The organism is Microbulbifer sp. ABF4_148, assembly GCF_056158985.1.
The window spans coordinates 2,941,730-2,961,968 of the sequence record NZ_JBSWUI010000001.1; the positions used below are offsets into that span (position 1 = coordinate 2,941,730).

Genomic DNA, 20,239 nt, shown 5'->3' on the forward strand with positions numbered 1-20,239 from the left:
GCTTATAAAACGCTGGCAACTGCCTTGCAGAAATAATCCATATTGCTCTGGCTCAAGCCGGCAATACTGATACGACTGGAGTCAACAAGATAAATCGAATACTCGCTGCGCAGGCGGTGCACCTGTTCCGGAGAAATACCCAGGAATGAGAACATGCCCTTCTGACGCTGAATAAAGCTGAAATCGCCCGCAGCACCGGCAGCGTCCAGACTGGCAACCAAACCTGAGCGCAGACCATTGATACGTTCGCGCATTTCGGTGAGTTCCGACTCCCAATTGGCCTTGAGGCCCGCATCCATGAGGATTGATTCCACAATGGCGGCGCCGTGAGACGGCGGCATCGAGTAATTACCACGCACCACATTCAACATCTGGCTCTGGCCCTTGTCGGCGGACTCCGGCGTGTTGTAAATCGCCATCGCCATGCCCACTCGCTCGCGGTAGAGGCCAAAGTTCTTGGAGCAAGATGCAGCAACCAACAGCTCGGGAACCGACTCTGCCATCAGGCGCAATCCCCAGGCATCATCGCTCAGACTGTCGCCAAAGCCCTGGTAGGCCATATCGATGAATGGCGTAAAGCCTTGCTTCTGCGCCATTTCAACCAGAACCTGCCACTGCTCCCGACTGAGGTCGGCACCGCAGGGGTTATGGCAACACGCATGCAGGAGAACCAGGTCTCCCTTGCCCACATTTTTGAGCGTCTCCACCATCGCATCAAAACGTAGGCTACTGGTGGCGCGATCGTAGTAGGGATAGCTCTTGATCTGCAGTCCAGCATTGCCCAGAAGTGGAACGTGATTGGCCCAGGTTGGGTCACTTACCCAGACCGTCGCGCCGGGCTCCGCCCGGTTTACAAACTCAGCCAGTACACGCAGGGCGCCGCAGCCACCCGGGGTTTGCGCGGACCGCACCCGGTTCGCAACCAGTGCCGGGTGACCAGCGCCGAGAATCAACTCTTGCATCGCAGTGTTAAATCCCGCGGCCCCGGCGGGCCCGATATACGCCTTGGTCTCTTCAGATTGCAAAAGGCGGGTTTCCGCCTCTTTCACAGCCTGCAGTACAGCGGTATGGCCTGACTCATCTTTGTACACCCCCACACCGAGATCAATCTTATTGGGGTTGTCGTCCGCACGGTACTCGGCCAGTAATCCCAAAATCGGATCCGGCGCCAGACTCTCTAGATGGTCAAACATAAAAACTCCGTTATGTCCTTTGAGTTATCGATCAATCAGACCGCGATCGGCCCAGGCCTGCGCGCGATCCATTAATTTTTCAATAATGCTGTCGAGCTGCTCGCGCTCTTCGTCCGATAGTGACGACATCAGGTCACTTTCATATTGCTGCGCCAGCGGCACAATGCGCGCGTAAACTTCTCGCCCGAGCTCTGACAGGTTCAGAACCTGGCGCCGGCGATCAGAGAGGTCTTCGCTGCGGGTAATGTAGTCATGCTTGATAAGCGCTGACACTGCGCGGCTAATCGCCACCTTATCCATGGCCGTTTGCTCGACAAGCTCTGCCGCGGACATTCCGGGAAAACGTCCCAGGATTGCCATGACGCGCCAGGCCGGAATCGTCAGCCGGAAACGCGCACCGTACGCATCGGCGATCGCATTACTCACCCGGTTCGACAGGACAGACAGCCGGTAAGGGAGGAACTTCTCCAGTCGAAGGTCGTCGCTTTCGTGGCTATCGGGTGTCGCGGTTTTATCAAAAGTCATGGCTACTGTCTCACTGGCGCTCTCACGCATCGCGGATCTGCCGTATCGCATCCGCTCGGGGGGCGAACCCCAGGGTTGTTCCGGTCAACAAATGTAACTAACATTGGTTTCAATTGTAACCACTAATGTCAGATCGCAAAGCCTCAGGGGACCACCACACGAAATTGTGACGGCGGATTGACGCGGAAATGCCCGCAATACGCCCGAACCGCGCATTGACGGGGGCGGCATTATACCGATTTTTTGCACGCCAGCTTTCCCGCCCCGACGCAACCTCAAACAGCGCCTGCGGCTCGCGCCAACGATCGCCCCCTAAAGGCGCGGAGCGTGAGGCATTAGGGCCGCATTGCCCGGCGCCGGCGCCCGAACCCAGGCGCAATCATAAGGACTCAACATGCAAGACAAACTGCAGCTCCATAGCTACTTTCGCTCATCCGCCAGCTACCGGGTACGAATTGGACTCAACCTGAAGGGACTCGATCACGATTACGTTCCGGTCAATTTGCTCAAGGGTGAGCAACGGAGCGATGAGTACCGTAGCCGGAACCCTCAGGGGCTGCTCCCCGCGCTTACCCACGGCGGCAAGGTTCTGACCCAATCTCTCGCCATTCTGGAGTGGCTCGACGAACAACACCCATTACCGGCCCTCCTCCCTGCCGACCCGTTTGAGCGCGCCCGTATCCGGGCCCTGGCGTACAACATCGCCTGCGACATCCAGCCATTGCAAAACCTGCGCGTGCTCAAGTATTTACAGGGGGAGTACGGGATTAGCGACACACAAAAAACCGGCTGGATCCGCCACTGGATTCACCTCGGGTTTTCGGCGCTGGAAGAACAGCTTGCGCCAGCGCCATTCGCCGCGGGCTCGGAGCCGGGCCTGTTTGAGTGCTGCCTGATTCCGCAAATTTACAATGCTGAGCGCTTTGGCATGGATATGCACGACTATCCGTCGATTCACCGTATCCAACGCGCCTGCGACGCACTCGATGCCTTCGAGCGGGCTCGACCGGAAAACCAGCCCGATAGTACACTCTGACCGCACCCTTTACTTGTGTTCACAGAGAGCTGCCTGTGCCTGCCACCACAACACCCGCCTTGCCACCTACCGTAGCCGGGCGCAAATCCCTGTCAGTCCTGGCGCTGGTCGTTGCAGCGCTGGTGGCGCTCAGCCTTTCTGGCTGCGCAGCGCTCAAGCCAGGGTTTCAGGAGCCTGAGATCCAGGTCATCGGGCTTGAGCCTGTGCCGGGTGGTGCGACCGGACATTTACAATTCCGGATCCAACTGCGTGTCCTGAACCCCAACAATACCCCACTCCAGCTTTCGGGCCTGTATTACTCTCTCAACCTTGCCGGACACAGGATAGTGAGCGGAACCGCCAGCACCGTCCCGGAAATCCCCGCCTTTGGCCAGGCCGACCTGAGTGTCGATGCCTCGGCGAACGTTATGAGCTCCATGATGGCCGCCGCAAAGCTGATGCGCATGCAAGGTGATACCGTACCCTACGAGCTCGAGGCAAGGCTTGGGCTTCGGAGATCACTTCTGCCCTATATCAAGGTGCGCAAAAGTGGGGTCATCCGCTTAAATTGACCCCTTCCGACCGCCGATTTGCCCGCACAGCCGGACACCCTCGTACATTTTTCACCCAAATCTGACACCAGGGAGTTCCACGCGCCACCGATGTCGTCTACGCTGGATAGTTGCCGGCCGGGCTTCACTGCCTCTGTGCCAGCACGAATGCCAACAATAAAGGACTCAGTCAAAGGGGTCGCACGTACATGGTCAGCAGTGTTTTTTCGCAGGTTGTTCTCCCCATTTCCCTCTTCATCATTATGTTCGGAATGGGACTGTCCCTCACGCTTGGGGACTTTGCCCGGGTAGGCCGCTATCCGAAAGCCGCGTTTCTGGGCACATTTGGGCAGATGGTGATGCTGCCGATTGCCGGATTCCTGATCGCAGCTTGGCTTATGCCCACCCCGGCTCTGGCGATCGGGCTGGTACTGGTGGCCGCCTGTCCGGGTGGTGTCACCTCAAATCTGGTCTCCTATCTCGCCCGCGCCGACCTCGCACTTTCTATCAGCCTGACCGCTATTAGCAGCCTGCTGACCATTGTCACCATCCCGTTGGTGGTCAGTCTTGCATTGACAACCTTTTCCGGCAGCGGGACTGAAATCTCAGTGCCTGCCACCACGATGATCGGCACACTGCTCGTCATCACGCTGTTGCCGGTCTCGCTGGGCATGCTCCTGAAAGCATACGCATCCGGCTTCGCCCGCTGGCTGGAACCGAAGATCAACCTGTTTGGCGCGTTATTTCTGGCCTTTCTGGTCGTGGTCATTATCAGTCAGCAGGGAGAGGCCTTTGCAGATCAATTGCGCAATAGCGGACCGGCGACCCTGACCCTCAACTTTGGCATGGCGATACTGGGCTTTGTCACGGCGCGCCTGGCACGGCTGAATGCCGCACAATCCACGTCCATCACGATCGAAATTGGCATCCAGAACTCGACCATGGCGATCCTCATCGCGACCACCATCCTGCAGGATGCAGCGATCGCGGTTCCAGCAGCAATCTATTCCCTGGTGATGTACCTGTCCGGAGCCACCATCGTCGGGCTGCGACACTGGCAGCTGCGCCAGCGTCCTGAACAAACCCGTGTGAATCCGCCGCTTGCAGGGCCAGAGCAACCCTGAGCCCGCCCTTGGCAAACCCCATAAACCAAAAAACGGCTGGCACTCGGAAAAGTGCTCAGCCGTTTTTTTCGATCCGATAGCCCGAACTCAGAGGCGGCGCGCGGCGAAGATGCCTCCAGTCGTGGCAACCAGAGAGGTCAGCACTGCAACGCCAACCAGGCTGTACAGGCTAATTGACTGCTGCAGCACACTGGAAAGCACGTCTCCCGCCGGGAACTGCCAGGCGACGATACAGGACGCCAGCGCGGCACCAACGTACTGGGTGCGCACAATGCGGCGATCTGAAGTGGGCGCAGGAGCCGGCTCTGGAAGCTGTTCCATCACTCGTTCGCAGAAGCCATCATTGTCCAAATGCGGCTCGCTAAACTTGAGTTGCTGGCTCAGCCAGGCATCGAACTCCGGATCAGTACCGGTGAGCGATGGCTCTGTCGCGCTGTTGCTATCAAAAGTATTCAATTTGCCAAACTTTGTGCCAAATTTATCCATTTACCACCTCCTCGCGCCATGCTTGAAGCAGGGTCTGGAGCTTAGCCCGCGCACGGTTTACATGAGATTTAACCGTACCGAGCGGCAGCTTCATGATACTTGCAGCTTCTTCGTGTGAAAAGCCCCTTTGCATACACAGGTGAACCGCCTGACGCTGGGCGTCACTCAGCTCTTCCATCGCAGCATCCAGATCCCGGGCCATGCCGAGCTGGTGGGACTCTTCCACGCTTTCCTGGGCCTGAGCCCTGTCTACCGCTTCCTGATCAACTTCAGGGGCGTTCTTGCGCTTATGGCTCATGACGAGATTGTAGGCGATACGGTACAGCCAGGTGCTGAACCGGGCATCGCCACGAAACGCGGGCAATGCCTTGTAGGCCTTGATAAAAGCCTCCTGCGCCATATCGTCCGCGAGAGCCTGGTCGCCATCGCACAGCTGACGGAGCGAGAATCGCAGCTGTGACTGATAGCGGCGAACCAGCTGGCTGTATGCCCGCTGGTCCCCCTGCTCTTTTACGCGTCGGATCAAGTCCTCGTCATTGAGGTCCATTACGCTATCCCTTAGCCCGCCTGTTGACCGTCTTTCTGTTCAGAGCGCCAGCTGACAAACCGGGCGATACCGATAAAGAGCGGGATCAAAGCCAGACTCCCTACGTCGAAGCCCGCCATGGCGCTGAGCCAGATAAAGAGGGCCAGGCCGACCGCCATCAAGGTGTATCCACGGTCACGCGCCTTGGGGGCAGTGGAGCCATCGACGGCGTCCAGATACTCCTGTGGGATATCCCGTCCTTCAGCCACCATCCGGTTGATGTTGTCGAGCAGCAGCTGACGCTTGCGATAGCTGTTACGCGTCACCAACCAGACAATCAAGATCGGGGTACCAAAGACGGCCAGGATTCCCATGATCGCAATCAGCCCCTCGAAACTACGAGGCTCATGGCGGGGGTGGTGCATGCGCACATCCGGGTCGACGTTACCTGCGACGCCGATGGAAATGTTCTTGGGCACACCATCCAAAGCACTTTCAACAACCAGGCCCTTTTCATCAAGGATGCCCTTCGCCTCGAGCTGCTTGTGGATCCTGGTGGCGATTTCGCCGCCAAAGGCCTCACCCAGGTCAACGTGTACATCGGACCGCTCACCACGTTCGTCGCGGGTAATAATCCTCAGGCTGCCATCTTCGCCGCGCAGGATCCGCACCTCTTTCTTTTCCAGATCATGCTGCCTGACTTCCGGAGCGGCAGCCGGTGCTGGCGGCGCCTCCGGACTTTCCGGGGCCTCCGGTGTCTCCTGTGCCCAACTGGCAGAGACCGCCAGCAGGCCCGCAAGGGCAAAACAGACGCCTCTCGCCAGGTGAAGGATGTTTGGGTTTCTCGCTCTCATTTCGTGCTCTCTTCGTACGTTCAAATTCTCTGGTCGTCGTCTGCGTGATAGGCAGGCAACTTACATGACTGTCATGCGTCCGCCAATACGGGGTACAGGCAGACCAACTCGACCGCGCTTGTGGTCGGCAATCCTGACCGGGAACCGGGGGGGCACCGCATCGGCACCGCTCCTGTCCTTCCGCTGCTCCAGCTTTCGCTGCACCTGCTCGTCAACCTTCAAGGTCAGGGCCTGGTCAACTTGCGCCATGGGCAAGTTGAGATCTGCAGCACCCGCTGCGCCCGCTCCACAGAGCAAGGCCACTGCGGCGCCTAATAATACCTTTTTAACACATCCTGTCTTCGGGGTTACCATGTTCGCCTCCGGCTAATTGTCCCTGTTCCACCATAAGATGCGGTGCCGGACGCATTTGGATGCAGTGGTGATAACATTTTTTGGAGCCCCAATGGCAGAACACACCCAGCTTGCGCCCGAGACGGTACTGGAGTTCTGGTTCGGCAGTGCCGAATTGACCTTCGACACCCCACAGGAAGAGCGGAAGCGCTGGTTTACCCGCAGCGACGAATTTGACCAACAACTCAGCCACCGCTTTGGCCCGGCCCTCGATCAGGCACAGTCCGGTGAGCTCGACAACTGGCGGGACTCCCTCCAGGGCGAGCTGGCGCTGATCATTCTCTGCGATCAGATGAGTCGTAACATCCACCGGAACAGCAAGCAGGCCTTTGCGGGCGACGCTCTGGCACTGGATATCGCCCAATCCGTAGTGGCCCGACAGCAGGAACGGGACCTCGGCTTACATCAACGTGCCTTCCTTGGTCTGCCTTTCGAGCACTCCGAGGATCCCGAGATGCAGCGACAGTCCATCGACTTCTATCAACGCCTGCGCGATGACTTTGCCAGCCACGACAATGCCGCAGAGGCGGCCCAGGGCTACTATCGGTTTGCCGTGGCCCACAAGGAGGTCATCGATCGCTTCGGTCGCTACCCCCATCGGAATAGCGTCCTGGGAAGACCTTCCACCAATGAGGAATCCGACTGGCTATCGGCCGGAGGCGGTTTCTGATGAGTTGGTATGAATGGTTTTCTCTCGCGGGAATCTGCGCCCTCGGCGCCATGTCACCGGGGCCAAGCCTGTTGATCATTGCACGCTGCGCGGCCGCCGGTGCGCGACAGGGACTCGCCGCATCCGTCGCCCACGGCGCGGCGATCGCAGTCTACGCGGGCTTGACGGCGTTTGGCCTGGCCGTCCTGATCACGCGCTCACCCACCCTGTTTAGCGCATTGCAGTGGGCTGGCGCGGCCATGCTCGTCTATCTGGGCTGGAAGTCTCTGCGCGCCCCGGCGCCGGATGCGGAAACACCGCAGCCGGTGGAACCGATCACCGTACCCCAGGCGGCCATGCAGGGGTTTGGGGTGGCATTCTTCAACCCAAAAGTGGCGGTTTTCTTTACTGCCCTGTTCAGCCAGTTCGTCTCGGTCGAACAGAGCCTTGTGACAAAACTGGGCATGGCGGGCCTCGCATCGGCCATTGACGCGATCTGGTATGTGCTCGTTACCGCCCTGATTTGCTTCGGGCGTGCACGCCGCTGGAGCAATCCCTCTCTCAGCCACCGGCTTCAGCAACTCTTCGGTGTTCTGCTGATTGGCCTGGCAGCCAGGCTCGTTGCGAGCATTTAGCTTTTTCCAGACAAAAAAAAGCCCGCATTGCGGGCTTTCAATACTGCTGCGGGGTCTACCTGCCAGTAAGTTAGGGTCTGGGGGAGTACCGGCAGGCACCATTCCATTATGCACACCCGCGAGCCCTGCCCGGGCTCGACCACCGTGCCAGCGGCTCCTCCTGCCGCAAATACCGCGTATACAGATTGGCCCCAGTACACAAAACAGCAATTTGCGCGCCGAGCATGCTTGACACTGTTCAAACATACAGATACTGTTCATTCATACAGTCAACCACTACTCATAACAAGCGGAGGCACACAATGGCCGTAGTTGCTGTTTGGAAATGCGATAGAGATGGAGCCATGTTCGACAACAAAAAAGACGCTGAAGAACACGATAAGATGCTTGAGCTGGCGGCCAACATCACCGCCATGATCGAGAAAAACATCAGCAACATCAGCGAAGAAGCTGGTGAAGAGATCGGCCTGTTGCTGGCCAAACATCGCGAATCACTGGCAAAAGCCTGTAAGGGCAAGCCGGAAGTGCTGCTGGAAAGCCTGGAGACTGTTGAAGCCACCTCCGAGGAGCAGGCTGACACCAGCTCCATGGACGACCGGGTTACCCCGCTGGCGGCTAACCTGTAACCTGCCAGACACTTCGTTCCCGTTTACCATCCCCTGTACTCTGCCCGGCCTTGCCGGGCTTTTTTGTGCATGGCAAACGCGCGCTCACCAGTCCCGTCAAAGCGCTGACTACATCGCCTTGAACACCGTAAAGACATTCACCACCGATAGAATAATGATGGTAATCCAGGTGCCCAGCGTGCCGAGGAACCTGCCCTTGTGATAGCCACCATTGCCGGCAATCAAACCGACCGCATGGAGCAAACGAGAAATGACCAACAAGCTTCCCAGCAAGTGCATCCAGGTTGCCGACAAACCATTGAGTTCAGCCGCCAATAACAGCAACAGTGCGATGGGAACATATTCGACTGCATTGGCATGCGCGCGAATCAAGACCTCCGCGTGATGCTTGCCGGCACTGCCAATCCCCACTTTTTCCGTACGACGAAATCGCACCACCAGAAAAGCGAGTGCGATGATCAAAAAACCACATAGGCCCGCATAAAAACCAGTCAATACAGCCATTTTTATTCTCCCACCAGAAAGCGGGCCAGGGCCCGCCGAATATTAATTATCGTTAGTTTGAATCGGTCCTACTTGCGATAGGCGGACTTATGCGCTGGCTCGAGCTTCAGGTAGCGATCCCGCAAGCGCGTCGAGCGGTTTTCCAGTGATTGTGGTTCCCCACCAATCACCACCTGCTCCGCAAAGCTGGTCACTTCAAGGGGATCACCGCTCCACACCACAAAATCCGCAACAGCGCCGGGCTCCAGCGCCCCACCCTCCAGACCGAAGGTATCCGCGACATTGGCGCTAATAGCTTTGAGGCCCTCGTCGTAGGGCAGCCCGTGGGCGACCGCATTCCCCGCCGACTGGCGTGACAGGTGCACCAGGTGGGTTTCGCCGTATCCTGGAGCACTGATCAACACCTCAACCCCTGCCCGGTTGAGCAGAGCCGCATTGTCGAGCCGAGCGCCGAGACTTTCAAAGGAAATCGGGGTGTTATTCAATGCATCGATAATCACCGGAACTCTGGCTTGCGCCAGTGGCTCTGCAACCATCCACGCTTCCGCACCGCCATCAATGACCAGCTTCAGATTATTCTCTTTGGCCAACTTGAGTGCCTGCAGAATATCGCTGGCGCGATTTGCATGCACGATCAGGGGTTGTTCACCAGTCACCACGGGCTGCAATGCCTCGAGATCACGCAACGCGTATTCGAGCTCTCGCCACTCACCACGCTTGATCGCGTCTGCATTGTCACGATACTCGCGCGCCTCCGACAGCGCCCGCTGGAGACGCGCCAGCGCATTGGCACGACTGCCACCGGCCAGCGCCGCACCGGTTTCGCCAAGGTAGGCACGCTGCGCGACATCCTCGTTGGTGACACTGTCAAAATCGCCGGTCAGCTCAATCGCAAATCCGCGCCCGGCAAATACCACCTGCATTTTGTCGGCATCGGTGCCCCAGGTAGAAACGCTCGGCAGCACCAGCGCCCGGGTAACACCATTGGCGCGACTAAACGGAATCAATGTCGACTTCGGGTTGTAAGCCGGCAGCGGATCAAATGCACTGCCAATACTTTTACCGGTTACGAAGTAATCATTGGTCGAAGACGCAGCACCAATTTCGGTCAGGCCCAAGGCCGACAGCGGCGCGATCAAGCCGGGCGTCACAACCTTGCCGGTCGCGTCCACCACCTTGTCGGCGGCCGCGCCAATAGACGGAGCGATCGTATCGATCTTGCCGTCCCGAACCAGGATATCTGCGCTCTCCAATGTTCCGGCAGCGCCGAGCGTGTGGACTTTCGCATTCTTGATCAGCAGCGTTTCCGCGCTGGCGGCCATGGCACCCAACAAGGCTGCCGCGGCAATGACGTATCGATTCAACTTCATAGCCGCTCTCCTTTGGCCTCGAGAATACCCAATTCAAAATCACTGTGTGGCTGGCGCTCAGGGTTTGAGCGATCAAACATCAACACACCATCGATGAATACCTGATCAACATGTGAGAACACGCTGAAAGGGTTACCAGACCAGACCAGAACATCCGCCATCTTGCCCTTCTCCAGGCTACCGGTCACTTCCTCGATACCGAGAGACCGAGCCGGGTTCATGGTCATCCAGACCATTGCGTCTTTGGGCTCAATATCAAAGCCCGCGCGCTGACCCGCAACCATCGCCTTGGCGACCTCTTCGTTGAGGTGCTGGATCCCGACCGCGGAATCCGAGTGAATCATGGCGCAGGCTCCAGCCTTGTCGACGAGTGCGATATTGGCCTCGGTCATGTCAAAGGCTTCGTGTTTGAAACCCCACCAGTCCGCCCACATCGCCGCACAGACATTATTTTCGGCAAGCAGGTCAGCGACCTTGTAAGCCTCTACCGCATGGTGGAACGTGGAAATATCAAAGTCGAATTCTTCAGCGATATCCATCATGATCGCCATTTCCTCACCGCGATAACAGTGGTTGTGCACCAGGATATCGCCATTGAGAACACCTGCCAGCGTCTCCATCTGCAGGTCGCGCTGCGGTTCTTCGCCCCCTTCCTTGGCATACTTGTCCCACTTGTCCTTGTACTTGGTTGCCGCTATCCACGCTTCGCGATAACCCGCCACATTGCCCATACGTGTCGAAGGGGAAGTACCCTTGCCCCCGTAGACGCGCTTCGGGTTTTCACCACACGCCATTTTCAGGCCATACGGCGCACCGGGGAATTTCATTTCCTGGACGCTGCGTCCGGGGACATTCTTGAGTGTTACCGCACGGCCGCCAAACAGGTTGGCCGAGCCCGGCAGGATTTGCAGCGTCGTCACGCCACCTGCGAGCGCCAGCGCAAATTGGGGGTCCTGAGTCCATACAGAATGCTCCGCCCAGACTTCAGCGGTATTGGGTGAAGTCATCTCATTGCCATCCTGGGAAGATTCAATCGCAGGCGCCGGGTAATTACCCAGGTGAGAATGCACATCAATAATCCCGGGGGTCACCCACTTCCCGGCAGCCTCGATAACCAGGGCCTCCCTGGGGGCCTTCAGGCGTTTGCCAATTTTTGCAATCTTGCCGTCCTTCAACAGGACATCGGTATTTTCCAGCTCCTCTCCGTCACCGGTCAGCAGAGTCCCGCCACGGATCAAGACGTCTTGCTCTTGGGTCACCGAATAGGTTGACGGGAAGGCATCAAGCCTGGCGAAGTCGGCCCCTTTCGAAGATTCCGACTTCTTGTCTCCACCGCATGCCGCAACCAGCGCAGAGATCACCAACAGGGTGAACACATGCGCAATGCGACGCGGTAGTGCTATTAAACACGTACAAAAACCGTACAGATTATTTTTCTGCATATCGTTCTTCCAACAGTGAAGGGGCAACGCTGACAACGCGTTAGAATGCTTTTTCAGGAAGGAATGCTAACAGCTCACAAAAAAATAGCCATTGCGGCTTATGCACTGTTGGAATGACAAAATAGAACGCGTTACAGCGGGTGATCCAATAACGCTGCCTGGAGGGCCCTGCCTGCCGCAAAGAGCCCTCTCAAGCGGCAAGACAGGTTTGGGGAGGGTCCTGAAACTCAGGACTCCAGGGAGAAGGAATGTGGACTGAGACGACGCGGTGACGATGCACGCTGGCGAGACTCGCCATTTCTTCGCGCTCTTTCCCCGACGTCGGCGGCCAAACGTCCGAGGAGCTTTTCCAGCGCCTCGCCATAGCCGAGCGTATCCATCAGCTGGATTAAGGCGGACAAATTGCATCCCCGACCATTTTCCAGACGTTTCACCGTGCTCAAACCCACACCGGACTCTGTCGCCAGAGTATCCTGAGGCAGGTTACGCGCTAACCGAAGCTGTCGAAATTGCTGGCCCAGCTTAGCCAGATGTTGCTGCTGATCTTCCCTGCGCATTGCAGAAACCCTCATACTGTCTCGCGGAAGTTCACGCCGCGTTGCCCTGTTCCGTAGCACCGACAAGCCATTGCTTGCCTGCACTCCGTTGGTCGCACGACTGCGGAAAGTTCTTACACGGAAGCTTACGGGGTTGACGGGCCTCTGGATCACTTCAAACGGTAACGATCCGCCAGAATCGGTGACTTACAGTCCTGACAGCACCAGCGGCAGGTCGCCGCCCAGCGGGACAGACGGAAGCTCTGAGATGAGCCCAAAGGAGATAGGCACCCTCTTCAGGACACTGAGGGTGCTTCCAGCGGTGACCACGAATATTCAGAGGAGGCCCCTGCTAGTAGTGCAGCAGTTTGATGATTTCCTCACCATTGTCGCACTCACCAACGATCTCCGGCTCACGGATCTTGGAGCCGGCCTGTATGACCTTGTTCGAGGGGTAAGACACAAAGCATGCGTAATTGAAGTTGACCGCCCAGTTACACCTGAGCAATCCATCATCTTCTTCGTAGAACCGCTTCTGGCAAAAACTCAGGTTAGGGCTTTGCCCACCACCCTCAGTTTCAATATAGACATCCGCGGTCACAGAAATCGCCGCCAGCACAAAACAGGTACAGACAATCCTGCGCAACATAAGCCACTCGCCTTCAGTGCCGATGTAGCTTCAGTTTAGCAGTCGCTGGCGCCTCCATCGTTTATTCGATCGCCTAAAGCCCCTTCCAGACACCGATATCGGGCGACCAGCCGGACATCTTCCTCTGGCACCTCCAACCCGTACTTGGTCGCGATGGCAAAGAATCGCATAACGTAGATCCCGATGGTTGGCTCATAGGGCGGCAGCCATCTGGACGGACCGCGATCCCCCTTGCTCTGGTTGTAGCCGTCATCGACCAACCAGAGGTTCTCCGGATCTTCTGCAAATGCGCGCTTGGTGGCACGGTCCCAGCTGGCCCCGCCATGATCATGGGCCCACTTGAGCGGGACTATGTGCTCAACGTCCAGGTCAGAAGCCAGCCGGAAGAAACTGCCGGTATACGGGTCCAACCACAGGCCTGTGAGCACGGTACAGCGATCTGCCCGAGTAAAAGCCACCGGAGCGAGCGAAAATTTCTGAAGCAGCTCATGGCGCGTATTTTGACAGTCTCGATCCGCGTCTGACCAACGTGGCAACCATTCACTGCGCCGATACTCTATTGATTCCGCCTGAGCGCCAACGGGAGCCAGGGCAATCACCACAAGCGACCACACACACAGTAATCTCCGACCGCCAAAACCGCCCGACTGCCAGAACGCTGCCACAGTTTTCATCCCACAAAATTTCCTGTTCCTATCCAACGACGCCGCGGGCGTCGATATTGACGCCACGCAACTTGCACGATCGTACACGATAAGCACAGCACAGAAAAACAATAGAAATCGCATGTGCGACATGCGGGCAGGAAAACACTGGGCCAGTGTGTGGGAGGTGATTCAGCAGTTCAGGGCTGGCATGTTAATTGCTGAATTTTTATGCGCGCCTCGCGGATTGCGCTGGCACTACTTAATCAGTATGAGGAACGAGAGACTATGACAACGCTATATGAACGCCTTGGTGGAGAAGCCGCTGTCGACGCCGCTGTCGATATTTTTTACCGTAAAGTCCTGCTCGATGATCGGATCAGCCAGTTTTTTGAGGGCGTGGATATGAGCGAGCAGGCCAATAAACAAAAAGCGTTCCTCACAATGGTATTTGGTGGCCCCAATAGCTACACCGGCAAGGACATGCGCAGCGCCCATGCCGGACTCAGTGGATTAAACGATTCTCATGTAGACGCAGTCATTGAAAATCTGGGCAGCACCCTCCAGGAGCTGGGTGTCGCATCATCAGATATTGAGGAAATTGCCGGTATTGCCAATAGCGTCCGTGACGATGTCCTGAACCGGTAAACCTACCGATGCGCGAACTAAAGCGATCTCGCGCGGGTACGCTGATATGAGCGGCGTTCCCGTGCAATTTGGGGATTCGACCTTCGAGGTCAATGGAGGGGAGTCCCTGCTGGAATCTGCAGAACGGGCGGGAGTGGATATTCCTTCCAGTTGCCGCTCCGGCAGCTGCCAGAGCTGCCTGGTAAAAGTGACCGCAGGGGGAGTCCCACCGGAAGCACAGCGGGGTCTTACTCCCAACCAGCGAGCATGTCGTCTCGCCCTCGCCTGCCAGCTTCGCCCAACGCTACCGATTGAGGTGACAGCACCGGACAATACTGTCCGATACACACTCACCGTTCTGGATCACCATCACCTGACGCCAGAAGTATTAAGACTGCGACTGTCTGCCGATCGCTTCAACTGGTTCCCGGGGCAGTTTATTTCAGTCCACAAGGACGAGCAGACGGCTCGCCCCTACTCTGTCGCCAGCCTGACAGAGGACGGCTACCTCGAACTACACATCAAGCGACACAACCTCGGAGCGGTCAGTAACTGGCTACACGATAATGTAAAAGTCGGCGACAAAATTTCCGTCAGTGAAGCCCGTGGCAACTGCTTTTATCATGACACCATGACCGACAAGCCTCTATTACTGGTTGGTGTCGGTACCGGCTTGGCCCCGCTTTACGGAATCGCACGCGAAGCATTGCGTCGCGGCCACCAGAATAAAATGTTTCTGCATATTGGTGCGCGCGACCGCAGTCGACTGTATCTTGAGCATGAACTCAGCCTCCTCAATCAGTCCCACTCCCAATTGGAATATTCTCCGGTATTCCGCCAGAGCGATCATGCGCAACCGTCAGATATTACCCAGCACATAGTCGATACCTATACGAAGCTACAAAATTGGTGCATCTTCTTGTGTGGTGCACCAGACATGGTGAAGAAGCTCGAAAAATTCTGCTTTCTCAATGGCGCCTCGCTAAGCAACATTTACTCAGACCCGTTTATCTCCAGCTAAATGCACAGCCGCTCCGCAATCTGAGACACACCTTCCCGCCAAACGCGCAACGTGTCGGCATCGTTGCGTAAACACCCAAAGACAACCTGTGATTAAGCGCACTAAATCTTTCCGGACAAGGGAAAATTGTCGATAAATTTATTCGAATGACCTGTGTTGGCAAGCGATTTGCAAAAAAACTAGATATCGCACTCGACCACCAGCGCCGGTGGATCACGCCAAGAACTGAACCCCCTTCTGACTCAACGACGAGCCTTCCTTTTTAAAAGGGGAGTTATGGGATTTTATGCCTGAAATTTGCCAAACACAGAAGATGGAACCGAAGACCACAGATACGGATAAGCCGGCCCAAAGTATTATTGTGGTAGGAGCCGGGCCGGTTGGCGTTCGCTGCGCTTCTGAACTGTACACACTGATCAAGACTGCGACTCAGATCCGTGTATTTGGTGAGGAAGCGTATGCACCTTACGATCGCATCAAGCTGACCCAGCTTCTCGCAGGCAGCGTCCGATATCCTGACATCTTCTGGGAGGCAGAAAACAGGCGCGATACGCGCGGACACAATCGATCGACACTGTCTTTTGAGCATCTGCGTATCGAGGCGGTGGACCGGGAAGCACAGACAGTAAAAGATAGTACCGGAGCATCGCACCGCTATAACCAGCTAATTCTTGCCACCGGATCGAGCCCCCATATCCCCAATCTACCAGGGGTCGAAATGCCGGGCGTCTACACCTTTCGCAATATCCGCGATACTGAGCATCTACTTGCCAGGGTCAACCGTTCACGACATGTGGTGGTCGCCGGCGGCGGTTTACTCGGGCTGGAGGTTGCACGGGGCTTACTCAAACACCATACGCGTGTCACACTGGTACACCAGTCCCCAACCCTGATGAACCGCCAATTGGCCGGAGAGCCAGCAGAAGTATTGCTTCATCATATTGAAAACCTCGGCATCCACGTCATCACCAATGACGGTCTGGGCGCAGTTTTCGGGGACAATCGTGTCACCGGCGTCGCCACACGGAGAGGAAAGCATCTTGTGTGCGACACCGTCGTACTGTGTACCGGTATTCGCCCCAATATTGAGCTGGCTCGACAGGCCGGTATCGCATTTGGACGCGGCATCACTGTTGACCATCAGCTCAACACTTCAGCAAAGAACATCTACGCTATCGGTGAGTGCGCCGAATACTCCGGCGAAATATGCGGATTGGTCTCACCCGGGCTGCAACAGGCAGCGGTGCTCGCCAACAACCTTGCCGGAAACGACGCGAGATACACCGGCGCCCAACCGTATACGAAGCTCAAGGTCGCCGAAATTGAAGTGAACAGTATCGGCGAGCTATCCGATTTCGGCAGACCGCCAAAGCTTTCAACGCTCACCTTTCGCAACCAAGAATCACAAGCAGAAGCAGCCAGTCGGCATGTCATTTTTTCCAAAGGAAGAATAATCGGCGCCTGCGCAATTGGCGTCTGGCCGGAGCTGCCGCGCATCCGTGAGGCATTCCTCGAAAATCGATACTTTTACCCGTGGCAGCGCTGGCTGTTTTTAGTGACAGGTCGACTCTGGTTTCTCTCCCAACAGCAGACACCTGCCAATTGGCCCTCTTCAACGATTGTGTGTCAATGCAATAGTGTCAACAAGGGAACGATCGAGCGTACTATCTCCGCGGGCGCTCTTACGGCAGAGGCAATTGGCAGGCAATGTGGCGCGGGCACGATTTGCGGCAGCTGCAAGCCGCTGCTCGGTGAGCTTCTGGGTTCGGCAGACTCAGGCAAACAGGATCAACCTCCAATCCTGAAAGGTATATTCGTCATCAGCCTGATCGCCATCGCCTGCTCTGTTGCATTGGTATGGCTTCCCAAAATCCCCGATCCCACTTCGGTGCAGGCACCCTCTCTCTCCTGGCTATGGAACGATAGCGTTTACAAGCAGATCAGTGGGTTTTCGTTACTGGGTATAACACTGTTTGGATTGATTCTGTCACTCAGGAAACGCCTGAAGCTGACGATACTGGGAGAGTTTTCCCGGTGGCGGTATGTCCATATCACGCTTGGTGTAATTGCCATGATCATACTGGTTGCACATACCGGTTTCAGCCTGGGTGAAAACCTCAATCGCCTGCTGATGGTCAACTTCCTTATCAGCGCGTTCCTGGGAGGGCTGCTCGGTGTACTGGTCAGCCTCCGGCCGTCGAAACTGGCCTCTGCGTCGCGAAAAGCCGGCACCTGGCTTCACCTGCTTGCGATCTGGCCGCTGCCCGCACTCGTGGCCGCCCATATATTCACCTCATATTTTTACTAATGGGCGAAACAACCGTTGAACACTTTCATTCAACTTACCTTTTCGAGCCGTGTAAGCATTTAAGCAGGATATTGCATTGATCACTCAACGAATTCTGTGGATGTTCTGGTGCGTAACGACTGTCGTGATTGGGGGCTACTATGCCTACCAGGTTTTCGCAGCCGAAGACAAATCCTCGCTCCTTATCGGCACCACCACCCACGGCCACTATCAGATCGAGATGGCTTGCGAAAGCTGCCATACCGACCCATTTGGGGGAGCGGAGATATTGCAGACCGCCTGCATTAATTGCCACCAGGAAGAACTGGAGCGCGCACATGACTCTCACCCCAAAAGCAAGTTCACAGATCCACGGAACGCAGCCCGAATTCAAATACTGGACGCCCGCTACTGTATCTCTTGCCACACCGAGCACAACAGAGAGTCAACTCTGGCAATGGGACTGACCCAGCCCGCTGACTACTGCTTTCACTGCCATCAGGACATTGCAACAGAGCGACCCAGTCACACCGGCATGGGTTTTGAAACGTGTGCGTCAGCAGGTTGTCACAATTACCACGACAACCGCGCGCTCTACGAAGATTTTCTGTTGGCGAATGCGCACCGGCCCGATTTGCTCGAGAACCCCAGAAATCCCCTGCGCACATCTCCCCCGAAAGGCCAGACACTAGCGGCCCATAAGGCAAATGCACCAGCCCACCTACTGAAGACCGATATCGTCAATTCTTGGCATATGAGCGCGCACGCTACCGCCGGTGTGCAATGCACAGGTTGCCATGAACCGGCTGGCGCAACCGAATGGATTACCAAGCCAGGCATCGCCCAGTGCACCGGTTGTCACCAGAACGAAGTGGCCGGATTCACCAGCGGAAAACACGGCATGCGGCAATCCGCAAAATTGCAGCGGACGACCGCTGGCTCAAATACCCTGACCGCCGTCAAACCAGCAATGACAAATGCCCTGACTTTCAACGCACAGGCAATGGACCGGGAACATGGCTGTACCAGCTGCCACGGTGCGCATGATTTTGACACTCAATATGCAGCACAGGAGTCCTGCCTGAGTTGCCATGCTGATGAACACAGTCTCGCCCATCGGGACTCTCCCCATGGTCGACTCTGGGAGATGGAACGCACCGGGCAGGCACCAGAAGGCAGCGGCGTCTCTTGCGCAACCTGTCATATGCCACGGGAAGAACATCGATCCGGTGACAGTGTCGTCGTCCGCGTACAACACAACCAGAATGACAACCTGCGCCCCAATGAAAAGATGATCCGCGGTGTCTGCATGAATTGCCACGGGCTGGGCTTTTCCCTCAACGCGCTGTCGGACGAGGCTCTGATTCGCAGGAATTTCTCCGGGCAGCCTGAAAACACCGTGCCTTCTATCGAGATGGCACTGAAGCGCATCGGACAACGGACCGAGTAGCGTGTAATTACCATAATTTTCTCACGCTGTACTTTTTCACCACCCTTGGAGGACTGCCAACCATGAAACTGTTCAACACCGCCATAACCGCTGTCGCTTTTTCGGCGCTGCTTTCCGGATGTTCACAGGATGCGCCCAAAGGTATTGACCCAAAACTGTATACAGATTCGCTTTTTGCCGTTATGAATGCCGATCGAGCCAACTATACCAAGCTCATTGTGCAGCGGCTGGGCCCCAATGGAGCGGGCGTCATCAAACCCGATGAACACTGGAAAGAACTGGAAGATGGTGCCCTGCTCCCAGCGCAAATGTTCCGGGCGGGTTCAGAAGCCGTTGCGGCAACCACAGACGAATTTTCCTATTCACTGCAATCCCTCTGGCCCGTCAACAACCAGAATGCACCGCGCACCGAAATCGAAAAAGTCGGACTCGAGTACATCGCAGCAAACCCGGGCGAGAATTTTTATGGCGAAGAGACACTGGGTGATGTGACCTACTTCACCGCAGTCTATCCGGACGTCGCTGTTTCACCCGCGTGCGTCAGCTGCCATAACGAGCATAAGGACAGCCCCAAAACAGACTTTGAGATTGGAGAAGTCATGGGTGGCGTCGTCATCCGGGTGCCACTCTGAAGCCTGGCAGCCATACCCTGTTGAGCAATCGATAAGGTTGCTCATACCCATACCGGGGCACGCCTCTTGCAGGCTCACAAACGACTCGAGCGGTGTTTGCCCCCTTTTTAACCCTAGAAGGTTACTTTATATGCCTATCCTGACATGCCTGGCCAGATGCCTATCGTGGATCCAGATCTTACTTATAGCGACAGTATTGAGCGCCTGTAGCGAAACTCAGGATCCTGAGCTCGCGCAGGGCAAAACCATCGTTGAGCAGAACTGCAAAGTCTGTCATGCCTCCGGGCTTAACGGCGCCCCGATACTCGGGAACAGCAAAATGTGGTCACCGCGCGCCAGTCAGGGCCTTGACACGCTTGCTGCCCATGCTGCCAGTGGCTACGGTTTGATGCCTGCAAAGGGTGGAAATACCGACCTCTCTGACGAAGAAGTACGTCATGGCGTCAAGTATATGCTGAGCCTGCTCGAAGAAGGCTAAACGGCACCTTCTTCACCGATAC

Annotated in this window: 24 protein-coding genes; 12 read left to right on the plus strand and 12 right to left on the minus strand. The window is 56.5% G+C overall.

What is annotated here, in order from left to right:
* Nucleotides 1–2 precede the first annotated feature (2 nt).
* Together ACXAD0_RS12860 and ACXAD0_RS12865 are read right to left on the minus strand one after the other, a co-directional pair.
* Nucleotides 3–1,193 (minus strand): amino acid aminotransferase, encoded by a 1,191-nt coding sequence (locus ACXAD0_RS12860; protein WP_475088874.1) that lies wholly within the window; start codon nt 1,191–1,193, stop codon nt 3–5.
* A gap of 24 nt (nt 1,194–1,217) precedes the next feature.
* On the minus strand, nt 1,218–1,718 hold the full coding sequence (locus ACXAD0_RS12865; RefSeq protein ID WP_475088875.1) for a MarR family winged helix-turn-helix transcriptional regulator: 501 nt from the start codon (nt 1,716–1,718) through the stop codon (nt 1,218–1,220).
* A 394-nt stretch (nt 1,719–2,112) separates the two neighbouring features.
* On the opposite strand from ACXAD0_RS12865, the gene maiA reads away from it, so the two are divergent.
* The 3 genes from maiA (at nt 2,113) to ACXAD0_RS12880 (ending at nt 4,408) form a co-directional block, all read left to right on the plus strand.
* Entirely contained in the window at nt 2,113–2,754 is a 642-nt protein-coding gene (gene maiA / locus ACXAD0_RS12870; protein ID WP_475088876.1) for a maleylacetoacetate isomerase, read from the plus strand.
* Nucleotides 2,755–2,789: 35 nt separating this feature from the next.
* Nucleotides 2,790–3,305 (plus strand): LEA/WHy family protein, encoded by a 516-nt coding sequence (locus ACXAD0_RS12875; protein WP_475088878.1) that lies wholly within the window; start codon nt 2,790–2,792, stop codon nt 3,303–3,305.
* A 188-nt stretch (nt 3,306–3,493) separates the two neighbouring features.
* Nucleotides 3,494–4,408 (plus strand): bile acid:sodium symporter family protein, encoded by a 915-nt coding sequence (locus tag ACXAD0_RS12880; RefSeq protein WP_475088879.1) that lies wholly within the window; start codon nt 3,494–3,496, stop codon nt 4,406–4,408.
* A gap of 87 nt (nt 4,409–4,495) precedes the next feature.
* On the opposite strand, the gene ACXAD0_RS12885 is transcribed toward ACXAD0_RS12880, so the two are convergent.
* Genes ACXAD0_RS12885 through ACXAD0_RS12900 form a run of 4 tightly spaced genes read right to left on the minus strand, consistent with a single transcriptional unit; the run spans nt 4,496 to nt 6,628 of the window.
* Entirely contained in the window at nt 4,496–4,894 is a 399-nt protein-coding gene (locus tag ACXAD0_RS12885; protein WP_475088880.1) for a hypothetical protein, read from the minus strand.
* Nucleotides 4,887–5,441 carry an RNA polymerase sigma factor gene (locus tag ACXAD0_RS12890; protein ID WP_475088881.1) on the minus strand — a complete coding sequence of 185 codons (555 nt, stop codon included), beginning with the start codon at nt 5,439–5,441 and terminating at the stop codon, nt 4,887–4,889. The genes ACXAD0_RS12885 and ACXAD0_RS12890 overlap by 8 nt, the downstream gene beginning before the upstream one ends.
* 11 nt (nt 5,442–5,452) lie before the next feature.
* Entirely contained in the window at nt 5,453–6,274 is an 822-nt protein-coding gene (locus tag ACXAD0_RS12895) for a DUF6249 domain-containing protein (RefSeq protein WP_475088882.1), read from the minus strand.
* A 60-nt stretch (nt 6,275–6,334) separates the two neighbouring features.
* Nucleotides 6,335–6,628 (minus strand): hypothetical protein, encoded by a 294-nt coding sequence (locus tag ACXAD0_RS12900; RefSeq protein WP_475088883.1) that lies wholly within the window; start codon nt 6,626–6,628, stop codon nt 6,335–6,337.
* A 91-nt stretch (nt 6,629–6,719) separates the two neighbouring features.
* Between ACXAD0_RS12900 and ACXAD0_RS12905 the strand changes: the two genes are divergently transcribed.
* From ACXAD0_RS12905 to ACXAD0_RS12915, 3 genes are all read left to right on the plus strand, one after another.
* Complete coding sequence (locus ACXAD0_RS12905; RefSeq protein ID WP_475088884.1) at nt 6,720–7,337, plus strand: DUF924 family protein; 618 nt, start codon at nt 6,720–6,722, stop codon at nt 7,335–7,337.
* Entirely contained in the window at nt 7,337–7,951 is a 615-nt protein-coding gene (locus ACXAD0_RS12910; protein ID WP_475088885.1) for a LysE family translocator, read from the plus strand. The genes ACXAD0_RS12905 and ACXAD0_RS12910 overlap by 1 nt, the downstream gene beginning before the upstream one ends.
* A 302-nt stretch (nt 7,952–8,253) precedes the next feature.
* The gene (locus ACXAD0_RS12915; protein WP_475088886.1) at nt 8,254–8,577 is read left to right on the plus strand and encodes a YebG family protein; all 324 of its coding nucleotides are present in this window, start codon (nt 8,254–8,256) and stop codon (nt 8,575–8,577) included.
* A gap of 108 nt (nt 8,578–8,685) precedes the next feature.
* Here ACXAD0_RS12915 and ACXAD0_RS12920 read toward each other — a convergent pair whose 3' ends face one another.
* The 6 genes from ACXAD0_RS12920 to ACXAD0_RS12945 all read right to left on the minus strand — a co-directional run bounded on the left by ACXAD0_RS12920 (nt 8,686) and on the right by ACXAD0_RS12945 (nt 13,752).
* On the minus strand, nt 8,686–9,081 hold the full coding sequence (locus ACXAD0_RS12920) for an MAPEG family protein (protein ID WP_475088887.1): 396 nt from the start codon (nt 9,079–9,081) through the stop codon (nt 8,686–8,688).
* A gap of 68 nt (nt 9,082–9,149) precedes the next feature.
* Nucleotides 9,150–10,451 (minus strand): amidohydrolase family protein, encoded by a 1,302-nt coding sequence (locus tag ACXAD0_RS12925; RefSeq protein ID WP_475088888.1) that lies wholly within the window; start codon nt 10,449–10,451, stop codon nt 9,150–9,152.
* Nucleotides 10,448–11,893, minus strand: coding sequence for an amidohydrolase (locus ACXAD0_RS12930; RefSeq protein WP_475088889.1), 1,446 nt, complete (start codon nt 11,891–11,893; stop codon nt 10,448–10,450). The genes ACXAD0_RS12925 and ACXAD0_RS12930 overlap by 4 nt, the downstream gene beginning before the upstream one ends.
* A gap of 227 nt (nt 11,894–12,120) precedes the next feature.
* Nucleotides 12,121–12,450 carry a helix-turn-helix domain-containing protein gene (locus tag ACXAD0_RS12935; RefSeq protein ID WP_475088890.1) on the minus strand — a complete coding sequence of 110 codons (330 nt, stop codon included), beginning with the start codon at nt 12,448–12,450 and terminating at the stop codon, nt 12,121–12,123.
* Nucleotides 12,451–12,781: 331 nt separating this feature from the next.
* Entirely contained in the window at nt 12,782–13,078 is a 297-nt protein-coding gene (locus ACXAD0_RS12940) for a hypothetical protein (protein WP_475088892.1), read from the minus strand.
* 35 nt (nt 13,079–13,113) lie between these two features.
* Nucleotides 13,114–13,752, minus strand: a complete 639-nt coding sequence (locus tag ACXAD0_RS12945; protein WP_475088894.1) for an HNH endonuclease family protein — start codon at nt 13,750–13,752, stop codon at nt 13,114–13,116.
* 258 nt (nt 13,753–14,010) lie between these two features.
* On the opposite strand from ACXAD0_RS12945, the gene ACXAD0_RS12950 reads away from it, so the two are divergent.
* The 6 genes from ACXAD0_RS12950 to ACXAD0_RS12975 all read left to right on the plus strand — a co-directional run bounded on the left by ACXAD0_RS12950 (nt 14,011) and on the right by ACXAD0_RS12975 (nt 20,217).
* Complete coding sequence (locus ACXAD0_RS12950) at nt 14,011–14,370, plus strand: group I truncated hemoglobin (protein WP_475088895.1); 360 nt, start codon at nt 14,011–14,013, stop codon at nt 14,368–14,370.
* Nucleotides 14,371–14,416: 46 nt separating this feature from the next.
* A complete protein-coding gene (locus tag ACXAD0_RS12955) occupies nt 14,417–15,370 on the plus strand; it encodes a 2Fe-2S iron-sulfur cluster-binding protein (protein WP_475088896.1) in 954 nt (317 codons plus the stop codon).
* Between the two features lie 286 nt (nt 15,371–15,656).
* Entirely contained in the window at nt 15,657–17,678 is a 2,022-nt protein-coding gene (locus tag ACXAD0_RS12960; RefSeq protein WP_475088897.1) for an FAD-dependent oxidoreductase, read from the plus strand.
* A gap of 76 nt (nt 17,679–17,754) precedes the next feature.
* Complete coding sequence (locus ACXAD0_RS12965) at nt 17,755–19,107, plus strand: cytochrome c3 family protein (protein ID WP_475088899.1); 1,353 nt, start codon at nt 17,755–17,757, stop codon at nt 19,105–19,107.
* Nucleotides 19,108–19,169: 62 nt separating this feature from the next.
* Nucleotides 19,170–19,739: a Tll0287-like domain-containing protein gene (locus ACXAD0_RS12970; RefSeq protein ID WP_475088900.1), complete on the plus strand. Its 570-nt coding sequence runs from the start codon at nt 19,170–19,172 to the stop codon at nt 19,737–19,739.
* Nucleotides 19,740–19,869: 130 nt separating this feature from the next.
* The gene (locus ACXAD0_RS12975; protein WP_475088901.1) at nt 19,870–20,217 is read left to right on the plus strand and encodes a c-type cytochrome; all 348 of its coding nucleotides are present in this window, start codon (nt 19,870–19,872) and stop codon (nt 20,215–20,217) included.
* Nucleotides 20,218–20,239: the final 22 nt, after the last annotated feature.

What these genes read in the sequence shown, in the direction of transcription:
- ACXAD0_RS12950 (WP_475088895.1), top strand. Translation starts at nt 14,011, where the DNA reads ATGACAACGCTATATGAACGCCTTGGTGGAGAAGCCGCTGTCGACGCC.
- ACXAD0_RS12890 (WP_475088881.1), bottom strand. Translation starts at nt 5,441, where the DNA reads ATGGACCTCAATGACGAGGACTTGATCCGACGCGTAAAAGAGCAGGGG.
- ACXAD0_RS12900 (WP_475088883.1), bottom strand. Translation starts at nt 6,628, where the DNA reads ATGGTAACCCCGAAGACAGGATGTGTTAAAAAGGTATTATTAGGCGCC.
- ACXAD0_RS12920 (WP_475088887.1), bottom strand. Translation starts at nt 9,081, where the DNA reads ATGGCTGTATTGACTGGTTTTTATGCGGGCCTATGTGGTTTTTTGATC.
- ACXAD0_RS12945 (WP_475088894.1), bottom strand. Translation starts at nt 13,752, where the DNA reads ATGAAAACTGTGGCAGCGTTCTGGCAGTCGGGCGGTTTTGGCGGTCGG.
- ACXAD0_RS12960 (WP_475088897.1), top strand. Translation starts at nt 15,657, where the DNA reads ATGCCTGAAATTTGCCAAACACAGAAGATGGAACCGAAGACCACAGAT.
- ACXAD0_RS12940 (WP_475088892.1), bottom strand. Translation starts at nt 13,078, where the DNA reads ATGTTGCGCAGGATTGTCTGTACCTGTTTTGTGCTGGCGGCGATTTCT.
- ACXAD0_RS12865 (WP_475088875.1), bottom strand. Translation starts at nt 1,718, where the DNA reads ATGACTTTTGATAAAACCGCGACACCCGATAGCCACGAAAGCGACGAC.
- ACXAD0_RS12895 (WP_475088882.1), bottom strand. Translation starts at nt 6,274, where the DNA reads ATGAGAGCGAGAAACCCAAACATCCTTCACCTGGCGAGAGGCGTCTGT.
- ACXAD0_RS12935 (WP_475088890.1), bottom strand. Translation starts at nt 12,450, where the DNA reads ATGCGCAGGGAAGATCAGCAGCAACATCTGGCTAAGCTGGGCCAGCAA.
- ACXAD0_RS12975 (WP_475088901.1), top strand. Translation starts at nt 19,870, where the DNA reads ATGCCTATCCTGACATGCCTGGCCAGATGCCTATCGTGGATCCAGATC.
- ACXAD0_RS12880 (WP_475088879.1), top strand. Translation starts at nt 3,494, where the DNA reads ATGGTCAGCAGTGTTTTTTCGCAGGTTGTTCTCCCCATTTCCCTCTTC.
- ACXAD0_RS12925 (WP_475088888.1), bottom strand. Translation starts at nt 10,451, where the DNA reads ATGAAGTTGAATCGATACGTCATTGCCGCGGCAGCCTTGTTGGGTGCC.
- ACXAD0_RS12905 (WP_475088884.1), top strand. Translation starts at nt 6,720, where the DNA reads ATGGCAGAACACACCCAGCTTGCGCCCGAGACGGTACTGGAGTTCTGG.
- ACXAD0_RS12970 (WP_475088900.1), top strand. Translation starts at nt 19,170, where the DNA reads ATGAAACTGTTCAACACCGCCATAACCGCTGTCGCTTTTTCGGCGCTG.
- ACXAD0_RS12930 (WP_475088889.1), bottom strand. Translation starts at nt 11,893, where the DNA reads ATGCAGAAAAATAATCTGTACGGTTTTTGTACGTGTTTAATAGCACTA.
- maiA (WP_475088876.1), top strand. Translation starts at nt 2,113, where the DNA reads ATGCAAGACAAACTGCAGCTCCATAGCTACTTTCGCTCATCCGCCAGC.
- ACXAD0_RS12915 (WP_475088886.1), top strand. Translation starts at nt 8,254, where the DNA reads ATGGCCGTAGTTGCTGTTTGGAAATGCGATAGAGATGGAGCCATGTTC.
- ACXAD0_RS12955 (WP_475088896.1), top strand. Translation starts at nt 14,417, where the DNA reads ATGAGCGGCGTTCCCGTGCAATTTGGGGATTCGACCTTCGAGGTCAAT.
- ACXAD0_RS12860 (WP_475088874.1), bottom strand. Translation starts at nt 1,193, where the DNA reads ATGTTTGACCATCTAGAGAGTCTGGCGCCGGATCCGATTTTGGGATTA.
- ACXAD0_RS12910 (WP_475088885.1), top strand. Translation starts at nt 7,337, where the DNA reads ATGAGTTGGTATGAATGGTTTTCTCTCGCGGGAATCTGCGCCCTCGGC.
- ACXAD0_RS12885 (WP_475088880.1), bottom strand. Translation starts at nt 4,894, where the DNA reads ATGGATAAATTTGGCACAAAGTTTGGCAAATTGAATACTTTTGATAGC.